We start from the raw sequence: 17,579 nt of genomic DNA on the forward strand, positions 1-17,579 counted from the left end.
GCGACCAGCGCGCCCGAGTGCGGGATTCCGCGCAGGTGTCGGACGCGCAGGAGGACGATAGACAGAGAGATCCATCCGGGTCTTGAACGGATCGGACACCGGTGCCGGAGCGCATCGGAGGGTCTGATCTCCTCCTCAAGGAGCCTTGGCCAGACCGGTCCGGCTGCCTTAGATTGCCCGCATCACGTGACGGGCTGTCCCGGGGCTCTGTCACGCACGGGGGGATCTCGGGTGGCCGGCCGGTCCGAAGGCCGGAGGCAGTCATCAGCGTTGCTCGACTCCTGTTGATTCCCGCCGTTTGCGTGGGCGAAAAGCCGTACCTCCGAACAGGGGCTCCGAGCCGGACCCGCCTCCACCGAGAGGATCTTCGATGCTTCACAGGACGCGCCTGTTACTCCTGTCCCTGATCGCCGCGCTGTGCGCCGCGCTGCTGTCCGCGCCCGCCAGTGCCGCGGCGGACACCGGCTCACGGCACTACCGGCTGGTGTGGGACGACTTCCGGAGAGGCTTCCGCGACTCCGGACCCGACGCCCGCTGGGTGTACGCGGGCTACGGTCCCTTCACGCCGGACGACGCGGTGGTGAGCACCTCGCCGCGCGGCCTCCGGCTGGTGTCGAAGGGGGTCAACCCCCGTACGGGAGAGCCTGCGTTCTCGCAGACCGTCCCCCAGGACTACCCGATGGGCGGAGAGCTCGACCACGCCAAGTGGGTCACCCTGACGTCCCATCAGGCCTCCACGGGCTACGCCGGGTTCGACGCGGTTCCGGGATACGAGCTGAGCTGTGAGACCTGGCTGACGGCCCGCACGTACGGAACCGCCGGGCACCCCTTCGGCCCGTCCGTCCCCGCCGACGACCTGCGGCTCGCCGCGGCCGCCGTCAACGCCGTCGACGCCGAGACGGGCCTGATATTCGACTTCTTCGTCACCGGCGACAAGGTCTACGCCTTCTACGAGCGCAGCCCGTACTACCACGACACGCTGGGCGACTACGCCTCGTTCGCGTTCGCGATACCGGTGGCGGACCGGACCGCGGGGACGAAGAACCACCTCCGGATCGGCTACGACCGCGCCGCGGGCGTCGTGCGCTGGTACGTCGACGGCAGGAAGGTCTACGAGGTGAGCCGGCTCGGTCACCACGTGTCGCGGAACTACATGGTCCTGGACCACGGCGGGACGCAGAAGGACGTCCGCCCGCGTCAGCTGAACTGCGGGATGGGGATGTTCTCCGTGCTGGACGGCTCCGCCCCCGGCCGCCCGGGCACCGGTCTCGTGCGGCTCACGAACGCGGAGCCGTTCTACTACGACCCGGCGACCGGGGCGCCCGCGGCGCAGCGCTTCCAGGACGACGCGAGCCTGGCGGGCAGCCGGCTCTTCGGACAGGGCGCGGAGCTCGCGATGGATCGTTACGTCATATCCAGCCGGCCTGTCGGCAGGGGCTGACCGGCGCGGTCCCGGGGCCGCCGGGTCACGCTCGGCGGCCTACCGGCCGGCTGCCCTCCGGGGCCGGACCGGCCAGGAGCGCCCTTCGCGCTCGCGATCGTCCGCCGCGGCCCCGGCCGCGCTCAGCGCTGGTCCCACGGCGGGCGCGGCGGCCGGGTCGGCAGCGGGTACTCGGGCGGCGGGGCGGTCGGGCGGTCGCTGTCCGGCGGGGGCGGGGCGGGGCGGTGGTGCGGGCCGCCGCCGCGGGCGGTGATGCGGCCGCGGACGTTGTCGGCGGCGAGCACGTCGGCCCAGCGCTCCGGGTACTCGGAGGGCACGTCGACGTCGTCGCCCTCGTCCTCCCAGTACTCCTCCTCGCCGCCCTCGGCGAGGCCCAGCTCACGCGCCCGGCGGGCCCGTTCGACGGCGCGCCGGGCGGCCACCTCGCGGACCACGGCGGCGGCCGCCTCCTCGTGGGCGCGCTCGTTCTCGGCGCGGGCGTCGGCGGTCTCCAGGGTGGGCCAGCGGCGGTCTATGGCCGCGTTCATGGCGGCGCCGATGAGCACCGCGAGCGCCACCACGAAGATCCACAGCAGCACGGCCACCGGCGCGGCCAGCGAGCCGTACACCGAGTGCCCCTCGATCGAGCTGACCAGGTACAGCCGCAGCGCCACGCTGCAGAAGACCAGCACCACCAGGGCGACCAGGGCGCCGGGGATGTCCTCGCGCCAGGGCGTGGAGACCGGCACCGCCAGGTGGTAGAGGGTGGTCAGCGAGACGATCAGCAGCAGGATCGCGAACGGCCAGTAGGTGGCGTTGAGCAGTCCGGCGCTCTCCGGCACCGCGTTGGTCACCAGTTCCGGCCCGGCCATCAGCAGCGGCAGCACCAGCGAGCCGATCACCAGCGCGCCGAGGTAGAGGCCCAACGACATCAGCCGGGTCTTGACGATGCCCCGCCTGCCGTCCAGCCCGTACATCACGGTGATGGTGTCGATGAAGATGTAGAGCGCCCGGGATCCGGACCACAGCGACAGCAGGAAGCCGATCGAGATGAGGTCGGGCCGGGTCTGGTCGAACACCTGCTTCAGCAGCGGCTGCACCACCTGCGTGATGGAGGAGTCCGAGAGGACCGTGCCGGCCGCCTTGACGATGTCGGCCTTCAGCTTGTCGATGGTGCCGGCGCCGAGGAAGTCGTCCAGGTAGCCGAGCGTGCCGGCCAGGCAGAGCAGCAGCGGCGGGATGGAGAGGAGGGTGAAGAACGCCGCCTCCGCGGCGAGTCCGGTGACCCGGTACTCGACGCAGGTGTTGGTGGTGTCCTTGACCAGGGCCCAGGCGGTGGTCCGCCAGGTGACCTGCTTGGCCGCCCGTCGGCGCCGGGAGCCCTTGCCCCGACGCCGGGAGGGCCGCTCGGGGTTCGGCCTGGTCGTTTCGCCTGCTGCTTGCACAGGGGTAACGGTATCGGGCCGGGACCGGTCGACGGATCTCCCGGGGTCCCGGTGCCGCGCGGGCGGCTCGGGAAACGGTCCGGAGGCAGGCGGGAGGCGGTCCGGGGGGCGGTCCGCGGGGCCCCGGTCGGCGGGAGCGGCGGGAACGCTCCCTCATCTCACGATCCGAAACCCTGGCATCCAGAATGCGGACGTTAGTGGACCGCGAGTCGTGCGCCGTGCGAATCTCTTGCCATGCCGAGCGCCGGAACCACCCTAGTAGGTCGACTGCACGTCGATCTCCTTCGCGTGTCCAGCGCCATCTGTCCGGTGACCTGAGCCCCTTTCCGCCGCCTCCCACCGCACCCGGCGCCACCTCCCCCGCCATCCCCGCCGAAGCGGATGCGCAGGCGCCCGCCCGGCCATCGCGACTGCTCTCCCGGCCCGAGAAAATCGCAGGTCACAGCAGCACCGCACCGCCGAGCACGCCCAGCGACCAACCCGGCGTCAGAGCCACCTGCCCCGAAGGACTTCACCATGGCCACCACCCCCGAGACCGCCGAGCCCCCGGCCGACCGCGCCCCCGCGCGCCGCCCCGCCGCCGCTCGCAAGGTGACCCGTCACCGCGGCGAGGGCCAGTGGGGCATGGGGCACTTCACCCCCTTGAACGCCAACGAGCAGTTCAAGAAGGACGACGACGGTCTCAATGTGCGGACACGTATTGAGACGATCTACGCGCACCGCGGCTTCGACTCGATCGACCCGGCCGACCTGCGCGGCCGGATGCGCTGGTGGGGTCTGTACACCCAGCGCAAGGAGGGCATCGACGGCGGCAAGACCGCGATCCTGGATCCGCACGAGCTCGACGCCGAGTACTTCATGCTCCGCGTCCGGATCGACGGCGGCCGGCTGACGGTCGCCCAGCTGCGCGCCATCGCCGAGGTCTCCGAGCAGTACGGCCGCAACACCGCCGACCTGACCGACCGCCAGAACGTCCAGTACCACTGGATCCGGATCGAGGACGTCCCGGCGATCTGGCAGAAGCTGGAGGCCGTCGGCCTGTCCACCACCGAGGCCTGCGGCGACACCCCGCGCGTCATCCTCGGCTCCCCGGTGGCCGGCATCGCCGAGGACGAGATCATCGACGGCACCCCCGCCATCGACGAGATCCACCGCCGCTTCATCGGCAACAAGGACTTCTCCAACCTGCCGCGCAAGTTCAAGTCCGCCGTCTCCGGCTCCCCGCTGCTGGACGTCGCCCACGAGATCAACGACATCGCCTTCGTCGGCGTGGTCCACCCCGAGCACGGCCCCGGCTTCGACCTCTGGGTCGGCGGCGGCCTGTCCACCAACCCCCGCCTCGGCGTCCGGCTCGGCGCCTGGGTCCCGCTGGACGAGGTCGCCGACGTCTTCGGCGGCGTCATCGGCATCTTCCGCGACTACGGCTACCGCCGGCTGCGCAACCGCGCCCGGCTGAAGTTCCTGGTCGCCGACTGGGGCACCGAGAAGTTCCGCCAGGTACTGGAGGACGAGTACCTGAAGTACAAGCTGATCGACGGCCCCGCCCCGCAGCAGCCCGCCGGCCGCTGGCGCGACCACGTCGGCGTGCACCGGCAGCGGGACGGCAACTACTACGTCGGCTTCGCGCCGCGGGTCGGCCGGGTCGACGGCCGCCTGCTCGGGCAGATCGCCGACCTCGCCGAGGCCCACGGCAGCGACCGGCTGCGCACCACCGCCGAGCAGAAGATGATCGTCCTCGACGTCCCCGAGGACCGGATCGAGTCGCTGGTGGCCGGCCTGGAGGCGCTGGACCTGCGGGTCACCCCCTCGCCGTTCCGCCGCGGCACCATGGCCTGCACCGGCATCGAGTACTGCAAGCTCGCCATCGTCGAGACCAAGGAGCGCGGCCGCACGCTCATCGACGAGATGGAGAAGCGGCTGCCCGACTTCGACGAGCCGCTGACCATCAACATCAACGGCTGCCCGAACGCCTGTGCCCGCATCCAGGTGGCGGACATCGGTCTCAAGGGCCAGCTGGTGACGGACGAGCAGGGCAACCAGGTGGAGGGCTACCAGGTGCACCTGGGCGGCGCGCTCGGCCTGGAGGCCGGCTTCGGCCGCAAGGTCCGCGGCCTCAAGGTCACCAGCGAGGGCCTGCCCGACTACGTCGAGCGGGTGCTGACCCGGTACCGGGAGGACCGCACCGAGGGCGAGCGCTTCGCCCAGTGGGCGGCCCGGGCGAACGAGGAGCAGCTGTCGTGAGTGAGCGGAGCGAGCGAGCCATCAAACGGTGCGTGTCTCGCGAAGCGGCCGCCGAGCGCAGCGAGGTGGGCGCATGAGCGAGCGCGCGGCCCCGTTCTTCTGCCCGTACTGCGGGGACGAGGACCTGCGGCCGTCGGAGGCCGGACACGGCGCCTGGGAGTGCCACGGCTGCCGCCGGGCCTTCCAACTGAAGTTCCTCGGCCTGCTGTCACCGACCAACGGGGGTAATCAGAGTGACCGGCACGACGACTGACCACGAGGAGCTGGCCACCCGGGCCGGCCGGGAGCTGGAGGAGGCCACCGCGCAGGAGATCCTGCGCTGGGCCGCCGACACCTTCGGCAAGCGCTTCTGCGTCACGTCCTCCATGGAGGACGCGGTCGTCGCCCACCTGGCCTCCTCGGTGTCCCCCGGCGTGGACGTGGTCTTCCTGGACACCGGCTACCACTTCCCGGAGACCATCGGCACCCGGGACGCGGTGGCGGCGACCATGCCGGTCAACGTCATCACGCTCACCCCGGCGCTGACCGTGGCCGAGCAGGACGCCCGGTACGGGCCGCACCTGCACGACCGCGACCCGGACCTGTGCTGCTCGCTGCGGAAGGTCGAGCCGCTCAACCGCGGCCTCGGCGGCTACGACGCCTGGGCCACCGGGCTGCGCCGCGACGAGTCCCCGACCCGGGCGAACACCCCGGTGGTCGCCTGGGACGCCCGGCGCCGCAAGGTCAAGATCGCCCCGATCGCCCGCTGGACGCAGGAGGACGTGGACGCCTACGTCAACGCCCACGGCGTGCTGCTCAACCCGCTGCTGTGGGAGGGCTACACCTCGGTCGGCTGCTCCCCGCTCTCCTGCACCCGCAAGCCGGGCGAGGGCGAGGACGCCCGGGCCGGCCGCTGGTCCGGCTCCGGCAAGACCGAGTGCGGCATCCACCTCTAGACCCGAACACCCGTCGACTCCCGTTCTAAGGACTGCAACGTGACCACAGCCGACACCCTGGCCGCCGCCGGAGCCGCAGGGGCGGCCCGCGCGGCCGGCCCCTGCGAGCGCGGCGCCACCGTGTGGCTGACCGGGCTGCCGAGCGCGGGCAAGACCACGCTCGCCTTCGCCCTGGCCGAGCGGCTGCGCGCCGAGGGCCACAAGGTCGAGGTCCTGGACGGCGACGAGATCCGCGAGTTCCTCTCCAAGGGCCTCGGCTTCGGCCGCGAGGACCGGCACACCAACGTCACCCGGATCGGCTTCGTCGCCGAGAAGCTCGCCGCCAACGGCGTCAAGGTGCTGGCCCCGGTGATCGCGCCCTACGCCGACTCCCGCGCCGCCGTGCGCGAGCGGCACGCCGAGCACGGCACGGAGTTCCTGGAGATCCACGTCGCCACCCCGGTGGAGCTGTGCGCCGAGCGCGACGTCAAGGGGCTGTACGCGAAGCAGGCGGCCGGCGAGCTCTCCGGCCTCACCGGCGTCGACGACCCCTACGAGGCGCCCGAGCACCCGGAGCTGCGGCTGCAGACCCAGGGGCGCGCGGTCGCCGAGTCCGCCGCCGAGCTGCACGCCTTCCTGACCGAGAGGGGCCTGGCATGACCACCGCGACCCAGAGCCTGGTCCAGGCCGACGACCCCAACGAGAACGCAGGGGGGTCCTTCGCGCTGTCCCACCTGGACGCGCTGGAGGCCGAGTCGGTGCACATCTTCCGCGAGGTCGCGGGGGAGTTCGAACGCCCGGTGATCCTGTTCTCCGGCGGCAAGGACTCCATCGTCATGCTGCACCTGGCGCTCAAGGCCTTCCGGCCGGCCGCCATCCCGTTCTCGCTGCTGCACGTCGACACCGGCCACAACTTCCCCGAGGTCATCGCCTACCGGGACCGCGTGGCGGAGCTGCACAACCTGCGCCTGCACGTCGCCTCGGTCCAGGACTTCATCGACCGCGGCGTGCTGCGCGAGCGCCCGGACGGCACCCGCAACCCGCTGCAGACCGTCCCGCTGCTCGACGCGATCGAGAAGGGCCGCTTCGACGCGGTCTTCGGCGGCGGCCGCCGCGACGAGGAGAAGGCCCGCGCCAAGGAGCGCGTCTTCTCGCTGCGCGACGAGTTCGGCGCCTGGGACCCGCGCCGCCAGCGCCCCGAGCTGTGGTCGCTCTACAACGGCCGGCACGCCGTCGGCGAGCACGTGCGCGTCTTCCCGCTCTCCAACTGGACCGAGCTGGACGTCTGGCAGTACATCGAGCGCGAGGGCATCGAGCTCCCGGAGATCTACTACGCCCACGAGCGGGACGTCTTCGCCCGCAGCGGCATGTGGCTGACCGCCGGCGAATGGGGCGGCCCCAAGGAGAACGAGCCCGTCGAGCGGCGGCTGATCCGCTACCGCACCGTCGGTGACATGTCCTGCACCGGTGCCGTCGACTCCGACGCCACCACCATCCAGGCCGTCATCGCCGAGATCGCCGCCAGCCGCCTCACCGAGCGCGGCGCCACCCGCGCCGACGACAAGCTCTCCGAGGCCGCGATGGAAGACCGCAAGCGCGAGGGATACTTCTAATGAGCACCACCCAGGACACCAACGCCACCTCGCTGCTGCGCTTCGCCACCGCCGGCTCCGTCGACGACGGCAAGTCCACCCTGGTCGGCCGCCTGCTGCACGACTCCAAGTCGGTGCTGGCGGACCAGCTGGAGGCCGTCGAGCACGCCTCCCGCAACCGCGGCCAGGAGGCGCCCGACCTCGCGCTGCTCACCGACGGCCTGCGGGCCGAGCGCGAGCAGGGCATCACCATCGACGTCGCCTACCGCTACTTCGCCACCCCCCGGCGGCGGTTCATCCTCGCCGACACCCCCGGGCACGTGCAGTACACCCGGAACATGGTCACCGGCGCCTCCACCGCCGAGCTGGCCGTCGTGCTGGTCGACGCCCGCAACGGCGTGGTCGAGCAGACCCGCCGGCACGCCGCCGTCGCCGCCCTGCTGCGGGTGCCGCACGTGGTGCTGGCCGTCAACAAGATGGACCTGGTCGACTACGCCGAGCCCGCCTTCGCCGCCATCGCCGCCGAGTTCACCGCCTACGCGGCCTCGCTCGGCGTCAAGGACGTCGTCGCCGTCCCGATCTCCGCGCTCGCCGGGGACAACGTCGTCGAGCCGTCCGCGCACATGGACTGGTACGGCGGCCCGACCCTGCTGGAGCACCTGGAGACGGTGCCGGTCGGCAGCGACCCGAGCGCCGAGCCGGCCCGGTTCCCGGTCCAGTACGTGATCCGCCCGCAGACCGAGGAGCACCCGGACTACCGCGGCTACGCGGGCCAGCTGGCCTCCGGCGTGCTGCGGGTCGGCGACGCCGTCACCGTGCTGCCGTCGGGCCACACCACCACCGTCACCGCCATCGACGCGCTCGGCCGGAGCACCGACATCGCCTGGGCCCCCCAGTCGGTCACCGTGCGGCTCGCCGACGACATCGACATCTCCCGCGGCGACCTCATCGCGGCCGGCTCCGCGCCCGTCCCCACCAAGGACATCGAGGCGACCGTCAGCCACCTCAACGAGCGGCCGCTGCGGGCGGGCGACAAGGTGCTGCTCAAGCACACCACCCGCACGGTCCGGGCGCTGGTCAAGGAGATCGGCTACCGGATCGACATCGACACGCTGGAGCAGCGCTCCGGTGCCGAGGGCCTGAACGTCAACGACATCGGCCACGTGGTGCTGCGCACCGCCGAGCCGCTGGCGCTCGACGAGTACCGCGACAACCGCCGGACCGGATCGTTCCTGCTGATCGACCCGGCCGACGGCACCACCCTCACCGCCGGCATGGCGGGCGAGGCCTTCGAGACCGTACGCACCACCGACGCCAACGAACCCGACGAGGAGGACTGGGTCTGATGCCCAGCGAGGCGTTCTCGGGCATGGACAAGGAAGGCGGCCGCATCGGCAGCGGCGTCCTCGGCAGTGGCCAGGGCGGCCTGACGCGATGTGTGGGCCGACAGGGCTGAGAACGTCCTGTCACCGGGCCGGCGCCGCTGTCCCTCCCCACAGCAGGCGCAACGGCGTCCCCGGCCCGGCTTGCCCGGCACCCCGTGCGGTGCCGCAAGCACCACCTTGACCGAACGTCCGCCCGAGACCGCCTTCCTGACGGTCCGTCCGCGAACAGGACTCACCATGGCACCGAACCAGGCACTTCCGCATACCCCGGCACACCCCGGCGCCGGCCGGATCAGACGCTCCGCCGCGGCGGCCGTGGCCGGCCTGACCGCCGTCGCGCTGCTCTCCGCCTGCGGCTACGGCTCCAAGGACGACGACAAGAAGTCCAACACCGCCGCCCCCGCCGCCGATTCCGCCTCCAGCGCCAAGCTCTCCGCCGACACGGTGAAGATCGGCTACTTCGCCAACCTGACCCACGGCACCCCGCTGGTGGGCCTCCAGGAGGGCATATTCCAGAAGGAGCTGGGCGCCACCCAGATCAAGACCCAGGTCTTCAACGCGGGCCCGGCCGAGATCGAGGCGCTCAACGCCGGCTCCATCGACATCGGCTGGATCGGCCCCTCCCCGGCGATCAACGGCTACACCAAGTCCGACGGCAAGTCGCTGAAGATCGTCGGCGGTTCGGCCTCCGGCGGCGTCAAGCTGGTCGCCAACCCGGACAAGGTCGCCTCGCTGGACGACCTCAAGGGCAAGAAGATCGCCACCCCGCAGCTGGGCAACACCCAGGACGTGGCGCTGCTCAACTACCTGGCGGGCAAGGGCTTCAAGGTCGACGCCCAGTCCGGCGCCGGCGACGTCAGCGTCGTGCGCTCGGACAACAAGGTCACCCCGGACGCCTACAAGCAGGGCTCCATCGACGCCGCCTGGGTGCCCGAGCCGACCGCCTCCAAGCTGGTCACCCTCGGTGCGAAGGTCCTGCTCAACGAGAAGGACATCTGGCCGGACAAGAAGTTCGTGATCACCAACATCATCGTCTCGCAGAAGTTCCTCGCCGAGCACCCCGACGTGGTCGAGGCCGTGCTGCGCGGCTCGGTGAGCACCAACGCCTACATCAAGGCCAACCCGGACAAGGCCAAGGCCACCGCCAACGAGGCCATCAAGAAGGAGGCCGGCAACGCGCTGGACGCGGCCATCCTCGACCCGGCCTGGGCCGACATCGACTTCCTGGACGACCCGCTGGCCTCCACCCTGCAGACCGAGGCCGACAACGCCGTCACCGCCGGCCTGCTCAAGAAGCCGAACCTGAACGGCATCTACGACCTCACCCTGCTCAACAAGGTGCTGAAGGAGAAGGGGCAGAGCCCCGTCGCGGACGCCGGACTCGGCGCCAAGTAGCGTCCGAAGGACCGCACCACCGCACTCGGATCCCCGCGGTCCGGGCCCCCGCCCCGCCCGTACCGATGCCCGCTCGATGCCCCGAGCGCGGGCCGGGCGGGGGCCCGGACCCCGGTCCCTCTCCCTGACACCGCACGCCAGACCACACCACGCAGGAGGTGCCCGGAATGACTCCGGCACTGACCACCTCGGACGACGCCCCCGGCGTCGGCACTCGCGACGGCGCCCCCGCCGTCCGGATCTCGCACGTCCACAAGTCCTTCGGCCGCCCCGGCGCGCAGACGCACGTCCTGGACGACATCACCCTCGATGTCGCCCCGGGCGAGTTCGTCACGCTCCTCGGCGCCTCGGGCTGCGGCAAGTCCACCCTGCTCAACCTGGTCGCCGGCCTCGACAAGCCCACCGCGGGCAGCATCGAGGTACCCGGAGGACGCCCCGCGCTGATGTTCCAGGAACACGCGCTCTTCCCCTGGCTCACGGCCGGCAAGAACATCGAACTCGCCCTCAAGCTCGCCGGCGTGCCCCGCCCCGAGCGCCGCCCCGAGGCCGAGCGGCTGCTCGAACTCGTCCGGCTCGAAGGCTCCTACGGCAAGCGGGTGCACGAGCTGTCCGGCGGCATGCGCCAGCGCGTCGCGATGGCCCGTGCCCTCGCCCAGGGCAGCCAGGTCCTGCTCATGGACGAGCCGTTCGCCGCACTGGACGCCATCACCCGCGACGTCCTGCACGACGAGATCACCCGGATCTGGGCGGAGAAGCAGCTGTCCGTCCTCTTCGTCACCCACAACGTGCGGGAGGCCGTCCGGCTCGCCCAGCGCGTGGTGCTGCTCTCCTCCCGCCCCGGCCGGGTCAACCGCGAGTGGCGCATCGACCTCCCGCAGCCGCGCCGGATCGAGTCCTCCGGCGTGGCCGACCTGTCCATCGAGATCACCGAAGAACTGCGTGGGGAGATCCGCCGCCATGGCCAGCACTGACACCACCACCAAGACGGCGTCGGCCCACGGCGGCGTCGTCGCCGACTTCGCGAGCGTCGGGTCGGGCCTGGACGCGCTGGACGCGGTCGTCACCCAGCGCAACTCCACCGCCGAGACGCTCCGGCAGAAGGTCCTGCCGCCGCTGCTCGGCGTGCTCCTGGTGGTCGCCCTCTGGCAGGGCGCGTACAGCCTCCACGTCACCACCGAGTACAAGCTCCCCAGCCCGCTGGACGTCTGGCGGGCCGCCGAGGACCTCTGGTACCAGGGCACGCTGTTCTCGATCGTCTGGACCAGCGTCTGGCGCGGCCTGTCGGGCTTCCTGGTCGCGCTGGTCATCGGCACCCCGATCGGCCTGCTCGTCGCCCGGGTCAAGCCGGTGCGCGCCGCGCTCGGCCCGGTCCTCTCCGGCCTCCAGTCGCTGCCCTCGGTCGCCTGGGTGCCCGCCGCCGTCATCTGGCTCGGCATCAACGACTCGATGATGTACGCGGTCATCCTGCTCGGCGCCGTCCCGTCCATCGCCAACGGCCTGGTCGCGGGCATCGACCAGGTCCCGCCGCTGTTCCTGCGGGCCGGGCGCACCATCGGCGCCACCGGCCTCACCGGCGCCCGGCACATCCTGCTGCCCGCCGCCCTGCCCGGCTACCTGGCCGGGCTCAAGCAGGGCTGGGCGTTCTCCTGGCGCTCGCTGATGGCCGCCGAACTCGTCGCCTCCTCCCCCGACCTGGGCCTCGGCCTCGGCCGGTTCCTGGAGAACCAGCGCGAGTTCTCGGACATGGCGGGCGTCCTGCTCGGCATCATCCTCATCCTGTTCGTCGGCATCGCCATCGAACTGCTCGTCTTCACCCCGGTCGAGCGCCGGGTCCTGCGCAACCGCGGCCTGCTGGCCTCGGGCAAGTGAGGCCCTCCGCATGACCGACCGCCGGCTGTCCGCCGCCCCCGCCACCCCGGTGGCGGCGGGCAGCCCCGCCCTGCTGCTGATCGCCCACGGCAGCCGCGACCCCCGGCACGCCGCGGCCGTCGCCGCGCTGGTCGCCCAGGTGCGGGCGCTGCGGCCGGGCCTGGACGTCGCCACCGCCTACCTCGACCACTGCGCGCCGCGCATCCCGCAGGTGCTGGACCGGCTCGGTCCGGCCGCGGTGGCCGTCCCGCTCCTGCTCAACCGGGCCTTCCACGCCAAGCACGACATCCCCGCCGCCCTGCGCGCGGCCGGCGCCGACCTGCCGGTGGCGGAGGTCCTCGGGCCGTCCCCGCTGCTGCTCGCCGCGCTCGACCGCCGGCTCACCGAGGCCGCGCCGGAGCTCGCCTCCCCCGCCGCACGGGCCCGCACCGGCGTCGTGCTCGCCGCCGCCGGCTCCTCCGACCCGGCCGCCGACGCCGCCACCCGGGCGGTCGCCGCCGAGTGGCGCCGCACCCGCGGCTGGGCCGCCGTCGAGGTCGCCTACGCCTCGGCGAACGGCCCGCGCGTCCCCGACGCCGTCGCCGCACTGCGCCGCGCCCCCGCCGTCGACCGGGTCGCCGTCTCCCCCTACCTCCTCGCCCCCGGCCTGCTCCCCGACCGCATCGCCGGAGCCGCCGCCGAGGCCGCCGCCGACCACCTCGCCGCCACCCTCGCCCCCACCCCCGACCTCGCCCGCCTCCTCCTCACCCGCTACGACGAGGCCCGCACCACGGCGGCAACGGCCCCGGCCCTCACCGCCTGAACCGTCAGGAGGCCTTGCGGTGCTGGTACTCCGCCACCGCCGCAGTGATCACGCTGAGCGGGACCACCGCCTCCTGGTCCGCTACGGCCGCCTCGATCCACTCCCGCATGATCGCCGTCGGCCTGATCCCTCGGGCCTGCGCCCGCTGGCGGACCTCGTCCATCACGGGCTTGGGCAGCCGGAGCGACGTCGTGATCATTACCGACTCGGCAGGTGGCGCGTCCACCGGTTCGGCCGCCATGATCTCGTCCTCGGTCAGTTCGTGCGTCTCGTAGAACTCGGCCAGCGCCTCGAGGTCCGCACCGTTGTCAGTCATCTGCCACCCTCAACTCGTCCGCTTGAGGAACAAGCGCCGCTCGGAGCCCGTCATGTCCCGCGCCGTGACGCAGTACCAGCAGGACTGCAGCGCGGTGCTCACCGCCAACACCACCAACAGGTGACGCCCGGCATTCGTCACGCCGAGGCAGAGCGTCGTCCCCTCGCGCCCCGGGGTGAGCCACCTCGGCCGGGCGAAGACGACCTGCTCCACCTCGCCAGGAGTCACTCCGTGCCTGGCGATGTGCTCCTCGGACCGGTCGGTCCAGTAGATCTCAGTCTGCACGACAGAAAGCGTGTTGCAAACGCATTGCGTTCGACCAGCCGCCATCACCCGGGCGGGCTACGCGCGCAAATGCACTCGACCGGCGCGCGGTGAGTTCGCGCGCCGGTCGGCGCCGTCGCGCCGGGTCCGGGCCGCGGGCGACGTGTGATCCGGGGGCGGCGCGACGGGGTCAGGGGGTGGTGGTGCCCAGGTGGACGGTGACCAGGCCGGCGGTGATCAGGGCCAGGCCGGTGAGGGCGGCCGGGGACGGGACCTCGTGGCGGACGGCGAGGGCGGTCAGCACGGTGCCGATGGTGCCGATGCCGGTGAAGACGGCGTAGGAGGTGCCGACCGGGAGGTCCTGGAGGGCGCGGGAGAGCAGGTAGACGGCGCCCAGCATGAGGACGAGGCACAGGGCGGTCTGCGGGAGCCGGGTGAACCCCTCGGTCGGCTTGATGGACTGCGCCCAGGCGACCTCCACCGCACCCGCCAGCAGCAGCCAGATCCACGGCACGGCGCTCAGCCCTCCCTCGGGATGCGGTGGCCGACCAGCTCGGCGCCCAGCTTCCCGGCCCGGTCCAGCGCGTCGGCGACGGACTCCCGGTGCTGGGCGGCCCTCCCGGCCAGGGCGGGGTCGACCAGCGAGTTGACGAGTTCGGCGGCGATCACCTCGGTGTCCTCCACCGCGTAGTGGCCGCGGACGAAGTCGCGCAGGTAGCGGCCGTGGTGGTCGTAGGGCTCGCGCGGGGTGCCGGGCCCGTAGGCGCCGCCGTGGGCGGCCGCCACCACGAACCTGCGCGGGGCGAGCACCATCTTCGGGAAGGTGACCTGGTCGATCCAGGCCTTGAGCGCGGCGGGGACGCCGAAGTTGTACATCGGCGCGCCGATCAGCACCGCGTCCGCCGCGACCAGCTCGTCGAGCAGCGGCCGGACGACCGCCCAGGCCTCCCGCTCCTGCTCGGTGCGGACCGCCTCGGAGTACCGGGCGATGTCGGTGATGCCCTCGCGCAGCAGGGTGTCGCAGATCCGGGTCCAGCCCTCGCGGATCGGCGGGACGGGGTCGGCGGCGAGGTCGCGGTGGGTGACCTCGCCACCCCCGGCGCGCCAGGCCTCGGCGAAGGCCGCACCGAGGCGGCGGGAGAAGGAGTCGGTGCGCGCGCTGCTGTCGAGGTGCAGGAGATGGGACACGGTGAACCCCCGGAACGGTCTGGGCGGGACGGAGCGGCCGAGACAAGCGGACAACCCGTCCACTTACTCCGGCACCGCCTACGCTAAAGGGAAGTGGACAGCATGTCCACTTCCCTCCGGCGCCCGTCTCCCTCTACCGTTGACCCCCATGACGACGGAACTCCCGCTGGCCGACGGCCCGCCGCCCCGCGAACGGGCCGACGCCGCCCGGAACCGGGCCAAGGTGCTCGCCGCCGCCGAACGGCTCTTCGCCGAGGGCGATCCGACCGCCGTCACCATGGACGACATCGCCCGGGCCGCCGGCATCGGCCGCGGCACCCTCTACCGCCGCTACCCGGACCGCGCCTCGATCGCCCGCGCCCTGCTCGACGAGCACGAGCGCGCCCTCCAGGAGCGGCTGCTGCGCGGCGCCCCGCCGCTCGGCCCGGGCGGGCCCGGAGCCGCGCCGGCCCCGGCCGAACGGCTGGCCGCCTTCTACGCGGCGATGGTCGAGCTGCTGGAGGCCCACCTCCCCCTGGTGCTCGGCGCGGAGACCGGCGCCGCCCGCTACCGGACCGGCGCCTACGCGTTCTGGCGGCTGCACGTCACCCACCTGGCGCGCGAGGCCGGCCGGCCGGACCCGGAGGTCCTGGCCGACCAGCTGCTCGCCCCGCTCGCCCCCGAGCTCTTCCGCCACCAGCGCGACGGCGGCCTCACCCCCGGGCGGATCGCGGCGGGCCTCGCCGTCCTGGCGCACGGCGCCCTCGGCCGACCCGGGTCCTGACCCCGGGCGCCGTCAGGCCGGCAGGTGCCAGACCTGGTTGGCGGCGCCGTTGCAGTCCCAGATGAGGATCTGGTTGCCGTTGGTGGTGGAGTACGCGTAGTCGTCCAGGCAGCGGGCCGACATCGGGTTGTAGAGCGATCCGTCGGACCGGGGCTGCCACTGCTGGGCTCCGCTGCCGTTGCAGTCGTAGAGCTGCACCGGGGTGCCGAGGGAGCCGTTGCCGCCCTTGACGTCCAGGCACTTGCCGAGGGCGCGGACGGTGCCGTCGACGGCGATCTTCCAGGTCTGGGCGGTGTTGCCGAGGCAGTCCCAGATCTGGACGGGGGTGCCGTTGGCGGTGTTGCCGTCCTTCACCCCGACGCACTTGTTCCCGTAGCCGACGATCGGGCCGACCGGACCGGCCGGGGGCGCGGGGCCGAAGGTGATGTCGATCCACCACGGGAACGCCATGGGCGGGCAGCTCGCCGTGGCGGTGGTGTTGCCGGTGACCCAGCCGCTGCTCCAGGCCTGCGAGTAGACCGGGAGTCCGGAACTCGGGTAGGTCACACAGGTGCCCGCGAGGACCCAGGTCTGCATCGGGTCGATGCCCCAACAGGTCGCGCGGGAGCCGAAGCCCTCGGGGGTGACGGTGCACTTGTCGGCCGGGCCGGCGGCCTGCCCGGCGGACGGCGCCGGCGCGGCCGGTACGTCGGCGGAGGGCGCGCTCCCGGCGGCGCCGGCGGCGGACGGGGCGGTGAGCGCGGCGGCCGCCGCGAGCACGGCGGTGGCGAACAGGGTGGCGGTACGGCGCACGGGGAGGCTCCTCGGGGCGGCGGTCGGTCCGGTCGCCGGCTCGGTGACGGCGGTCACGCGGGGACGTGCCAGACCTGGTTCGCGGCCCCGTTGCAGTCCCAGATGCCCAGCTGGTTGCCGTTGGCGGTGGAGAAGCCGAGGTCGTCCAGGCAGCGGCCGGAGGCCGGGTTGAGGATCGAGCCGTCGGCCCGGACCTGCCACTGCTGGGCGCCGGTGCCGTTGCAGGTGTACAGCTGGATCTTGGTGCCGTTGGCGGTGCCGGCGCCGGTGACGTCCATGCACTTGTTGAGGGCCCGGACGGTGCCGTCCACCGCGATCTTCCACTGCTGGGCGTTGGTGCCGTTGCAGTCGTAGATCTGGACGGGGGTGCCGTCGGAGCCGGCGGCGCCCTTCACGTCGACGCACTTGCTCGCGTAACCGGTGATCGGGCCGACAGGCCCCGCGGGCTGGGGCGGCAGCTTCGCGCCGTAGACGACGCGCGGGAAGGCCACGGTGTCGTTGATCCCGCAGGAGGCGACCGACGTGCCGTCGCCGATCACCGTGTAGCCGTAGACCGGCCGGGAGAACTGCACCGTGTGGTCGGCGTTCCAGTACTGGCAGGTGGCGGCCACGTACCAGCTCTGCAGCGGGTCGATGCCGGAACAGTTGCCGTAGGCGTTCCAGCCTCCGACGTAGGCGTAACAGCCCCCGGCGGCCTGGGCGCCGGTGGCCGGGGCGGCGAGCGAGGCGGCCGCGCCGAGCAAGGCGGCGCTGGAGAGGAGGGCGGCGGTACGACGCATCGGGAAGGTCCTTCCGAAGACGGTGAACCGGACAACCCGCGGGAAGCGGAACCGTGATGACGGTGCACCACTTGTGCGGGCCGCGTGAAAGCGTCGGGGGGATGTACGGCCACGGTCAACAGCGCGGGGGGACGATCACGCCAACGGTCCGTCCACGGACGGGGCCCGGTACGAACGGACGCCCGGAAGCGGCGGCAGGCCGGGGCCCCGGACGATCCGTCCGGAAAGCACCCGGCCCGCCGCCGCGCCGGACGGGCGGTCCGACGGATCGCCCGGCCGCCTCCGGGGCCGGGCCGTTCACCGTCCCGGCGGATCCGCGGAGATCCCGCCGGGGTGCACGCGAACGGCCCGGCTCCCCCCGTCGCGGGGTGAGCCGGGCCGTCGGACGCCGGATGGCGCCGGGGTCGTGCCGGT

The 17,579-nt window shown here is 72.7% G+C and carries 20 protein-coding genes; 13 read left to right on the plus strand and 7 right to left on the minus strand.

Annotated elements, in window-relative coordinates:
- The first annotated feature begins 370 nt into the window (after positions 1–370).
- Entirely contained in the window at positions 371–1,441 is a 1,071-nt protein-coding gene (locus tag ACFC0B_RS08175) for a DUF6081 family protein (RefSeq protein ID WP_376083763.1), read from the plus strand.
- 122 nt (positions 1,442–1,563) lie between these two features.
- Here the strand turns inward: ACFC0B_RS08175 and ACFC0B_RS08180 are convergent, their stop codons facing one another.
- Entirely contained in the window at positions 1,564–2,865 is a 1,302-nt protein-coding gene (locus ACFC0B_RS08180) for a YihY/virulence factor BrkB family protein (RefSeq protein WP_376083765.1), read from the minus strand.
- Between the two features lie 234 nt (positions 2,866–3,099).
- Here ACFC0B_RS08180 and ACFC0B_RS08185 point away from each other — a divergent pair, with 234 nt between their 5' ends.
- The 11 genes from ACFC0B_RS08185 to ACFC0B_RS08235 all read left to right on the plus strand — a co-directional run bounded on the left by ACFC0B_RS08185 (position 3,100) and on the right by ACFC0B_RS08235 (position 13,063).
- A complete protein-coding gene (locus tag ACFC0B_RS08185) occupies positions 3,100–3,183 on the plus strand; it encodes a putative leader peptide (RefSeq protein ID WP_310593185.1) in 84 nt (27 codons plus the stop codon).
- A gap of 198 nt (positions 3,184–3,381) precedes the next feature.
- Complete coding sequence (locus tag ACFC0B_RS08190) at positions 3,382–5,106, plus strand: nitrite/sulfite reductase (protein ID WP_376083767.1); 1,725 nt, start codon at positions 3,382–3,384, stop codon at positions 5,104–5,106.
- A gap of 73 nt (positions 5,107–5,179) precedes the next feature.
- Positions 5,180–5,359: a hypothetical protein gene (locus ACFC0B_RS08195; RefSeq protein WP_350543785.1), complete on the plus strand. Its 180-nt coding sequence runs from the start codon at positions 5,180–5,182 to the stop codon at positions 5,357–5,359.
- Entirely contained in the window at positions 5,340–6,041 is a 702-nt protein-coding gene (locus ACFC0B_RS08200) for a phosphoadenylyl-sulfate reductase (protein ID WP_376083770.1), read from the plus strand. Before ACFC0B_RS08195 ends, ACFC0B_RS08200 begins: the two co-directional genes overlap by 20 nt.
- A 57-nt stretch (positions 6,042–6,098) precedes the next feature.
- Positions 6,099–6,680, plus strand: a complete 582-nt coding sequence (gene cysC / locus ACFC0B_RS08205) for an adenylyl-sulfate kinase (RefSeq protein WP_376084367.1) — start codon at positions 6,099–6,101, stop codon at positions 6,678–6,680.
- Complete coding sequence (gene cysD / locus ACFC0B_RS08210) at positions 6,677–7,633, plus strand: sulfate adenylyltransferase subunit CysD (RefSeq protein ID WP_376083772.1); 957 nt, start codon at positions 6,677–6,679, stop codon at positions 7,631–7,633. The genes cysC and cysD overlap by 4 nt, the downstream gene beginning before the upstream one ends.
- Complete coding sequence (locus tag ACFC0B_RS08215) at positions 7,633–8,958, plus strand: sulfate adenylyltransferase subunit 1 (protein WP_376083774.1); 1,326 nt, start codon at positions 7,633–7,635, stop codon at positions 8,956–8,958. The genes cysD and ACFC0B_RS08215 overlap by 1 nt, the downstream gene beginning before the upstream one ends.
- Before the next feature lie 276 nt (positions 8,959–9,234).
- Complete coding sequence (locus tag ACFC0B_RS08220; protein ID WP_376083776.1) at positions 9,235–10,392, plus strand: aliphatic sulfonate ABC transporter substrate-binding protein; 1,158 nt, start codon at positions 9,235–9,237, stop codon at positions 10,390–10,392.
- A gap of 167 nt (positions 10,393–10,559) precedes the next feature.
- Positions 10,560–11,363, plus strand: a complete 804-nt coding sequence (locus tag ACFC0B_RS08225; protein WP_376083778.1) for an ABC transporter ATP-binding protein — start codon at positions 10,560–10,562, stop codon at positions 11,361–11,363.
- Positions 11,350–12,261, plus strand: a complete 912-nt coding sequence (locus ACFC0B_RS08230; RefSeq protein WP_376083780.1) for an ABC transporter permease — start codon at positions 11,350–11,352, stop codon at positions 12,259–12,261. The genes ACFC0B_RS08225 and ACFC0B_RS08230 overlap by 14 nt, the downstream gene beginning before the upstream one ends.
- A 10-nt stretch (positions 12,262–12,271) precedes the next feature.
- Positions 12,272–13,063 carry a sirohydrochlorin chelatase gene (locus ACFC0B_RS08235; protein WP_376083782.1) on the plus strand — a complete coding sequence of 264 codons (792 nt, stop codon included), beginning with the start codon at positions 12,272–12,274 and terminating at the stop codon, positions 13,061–13,063.
- A gap of 4 nt (positions 13,064–13,067) precedes the next feature.
- On the opposite strand, the gene ACFC0B_RS08240 is transcribed toward ACFC0B_RS08235, so the two are convergent.
- The 4 genes from ACFC0B_RS08240 to ACFC0B_RS08255 form a co-directional block, all read right to left on the minus strand.
- The gene (locus ACFC0B_RS08240; protein WP_376083784.1) at positions 13,068–13,379 is read right to left on the minus strand and encodes a CopG family antitoxin; all 312 of its coding nucleotides are present in this window, start codon (positions 13,377–13,379) and stop codon (positions 13,068–13,070) included.
- 9 nt (positions 13,380–13,388) lie between these two features.
- Entirely contained in the window at positions 13,389–13,664 is a 276-nt protein-coding gene (locus ACFC0B_RS08245) for a hypothetical protein (RefSeq protein WP_376083786.1), read from the minus strand.
- Between the two features lie 169 nt (positions 13,665–13,833).
- Complete coding sequence (locus tag ACFC0B_RS08250; protein ID WP_376083788.1) at positions 13,834–14,157, minus strand: DMT family transporter; 324 nt, start codon at positions 14,155–14,157, stop codon at positions 13,834–13,836.
- A gap of 5 nt (positions 14,158–14,162) precedes the next feature.
- A complete protein-coding gene (locus ACFC0B_RS08255; protein ID WP_376083790.1) occupies positions 14,163–14,831 on the minus strand; it encodes an FMN-dependent NADH-azoreductase in 669 nt (222 codons plus the stop codon).
- A gap of 148 nt (positions 14,832–14,979) precedes the next feature.
- Between ACFC0B_RS08255 and ACFC0B_RS08260 the strand changes: the two genes are divergently transcribed.
- Entirely contained in the window at positions 14,980–15,594 is a 615-nt protein-coding gene (locus tag ACFC0B_RS08260; RefSeq protein WP_376083792.1) for a TetR/AcrR family transcriptional regulator, read from the plus strand.
- Between the two features lie 12 nt (positions 15,595–15,606).
- Here ACFC0B_RS08260 and ACFC0B_RS08265 read toward each other — a convergent pair whose 3' ends face one another.
- Together ACFC0B_RS08265 and ACFC0B_RS08270 are read right to left on the minus strand one after the other, a co-directional pair.
- Positions 15,607–16,386 carry a ricin-type beta-trefoil lectin domain protein gene (locus ACFC0B_RS08265; protein ID WP_376083794.1) on the minus strand — a complete coding sequence of 260 codons (780 nt, stop codon included), beginning with the start codon at positions 16,384–16,386 and terminating at the stop codon, positions 15,607–15,609.
- Positions 16,387–16,439: 53 nt separating this feature from the next.
- Positions 16,440–17,165 (minus strand): ricin-type beta-trefoil lectin domain protein, encoded by a 726-nt coding sequence (locus ACFC0B_RS08270; RefSeq protein ID WP_376083796.1) that lies wholly within the window; start codon positions 17,163–17,165, stop codon positions 16,440–16,442.
- Positions 17,166–17,579: the final 414 nt, after the last annotated feature.

It is taken from the genome of Kitasatospora sp. NPDC056184, from assembly GCF_042268405.1.
In the GTDB taxonomy this organism is placed as follows: Bacteria; Actinomycetota; Actinomycetes; order Streptomycetales; family Streptomycetaceae; genus Kitasatospora.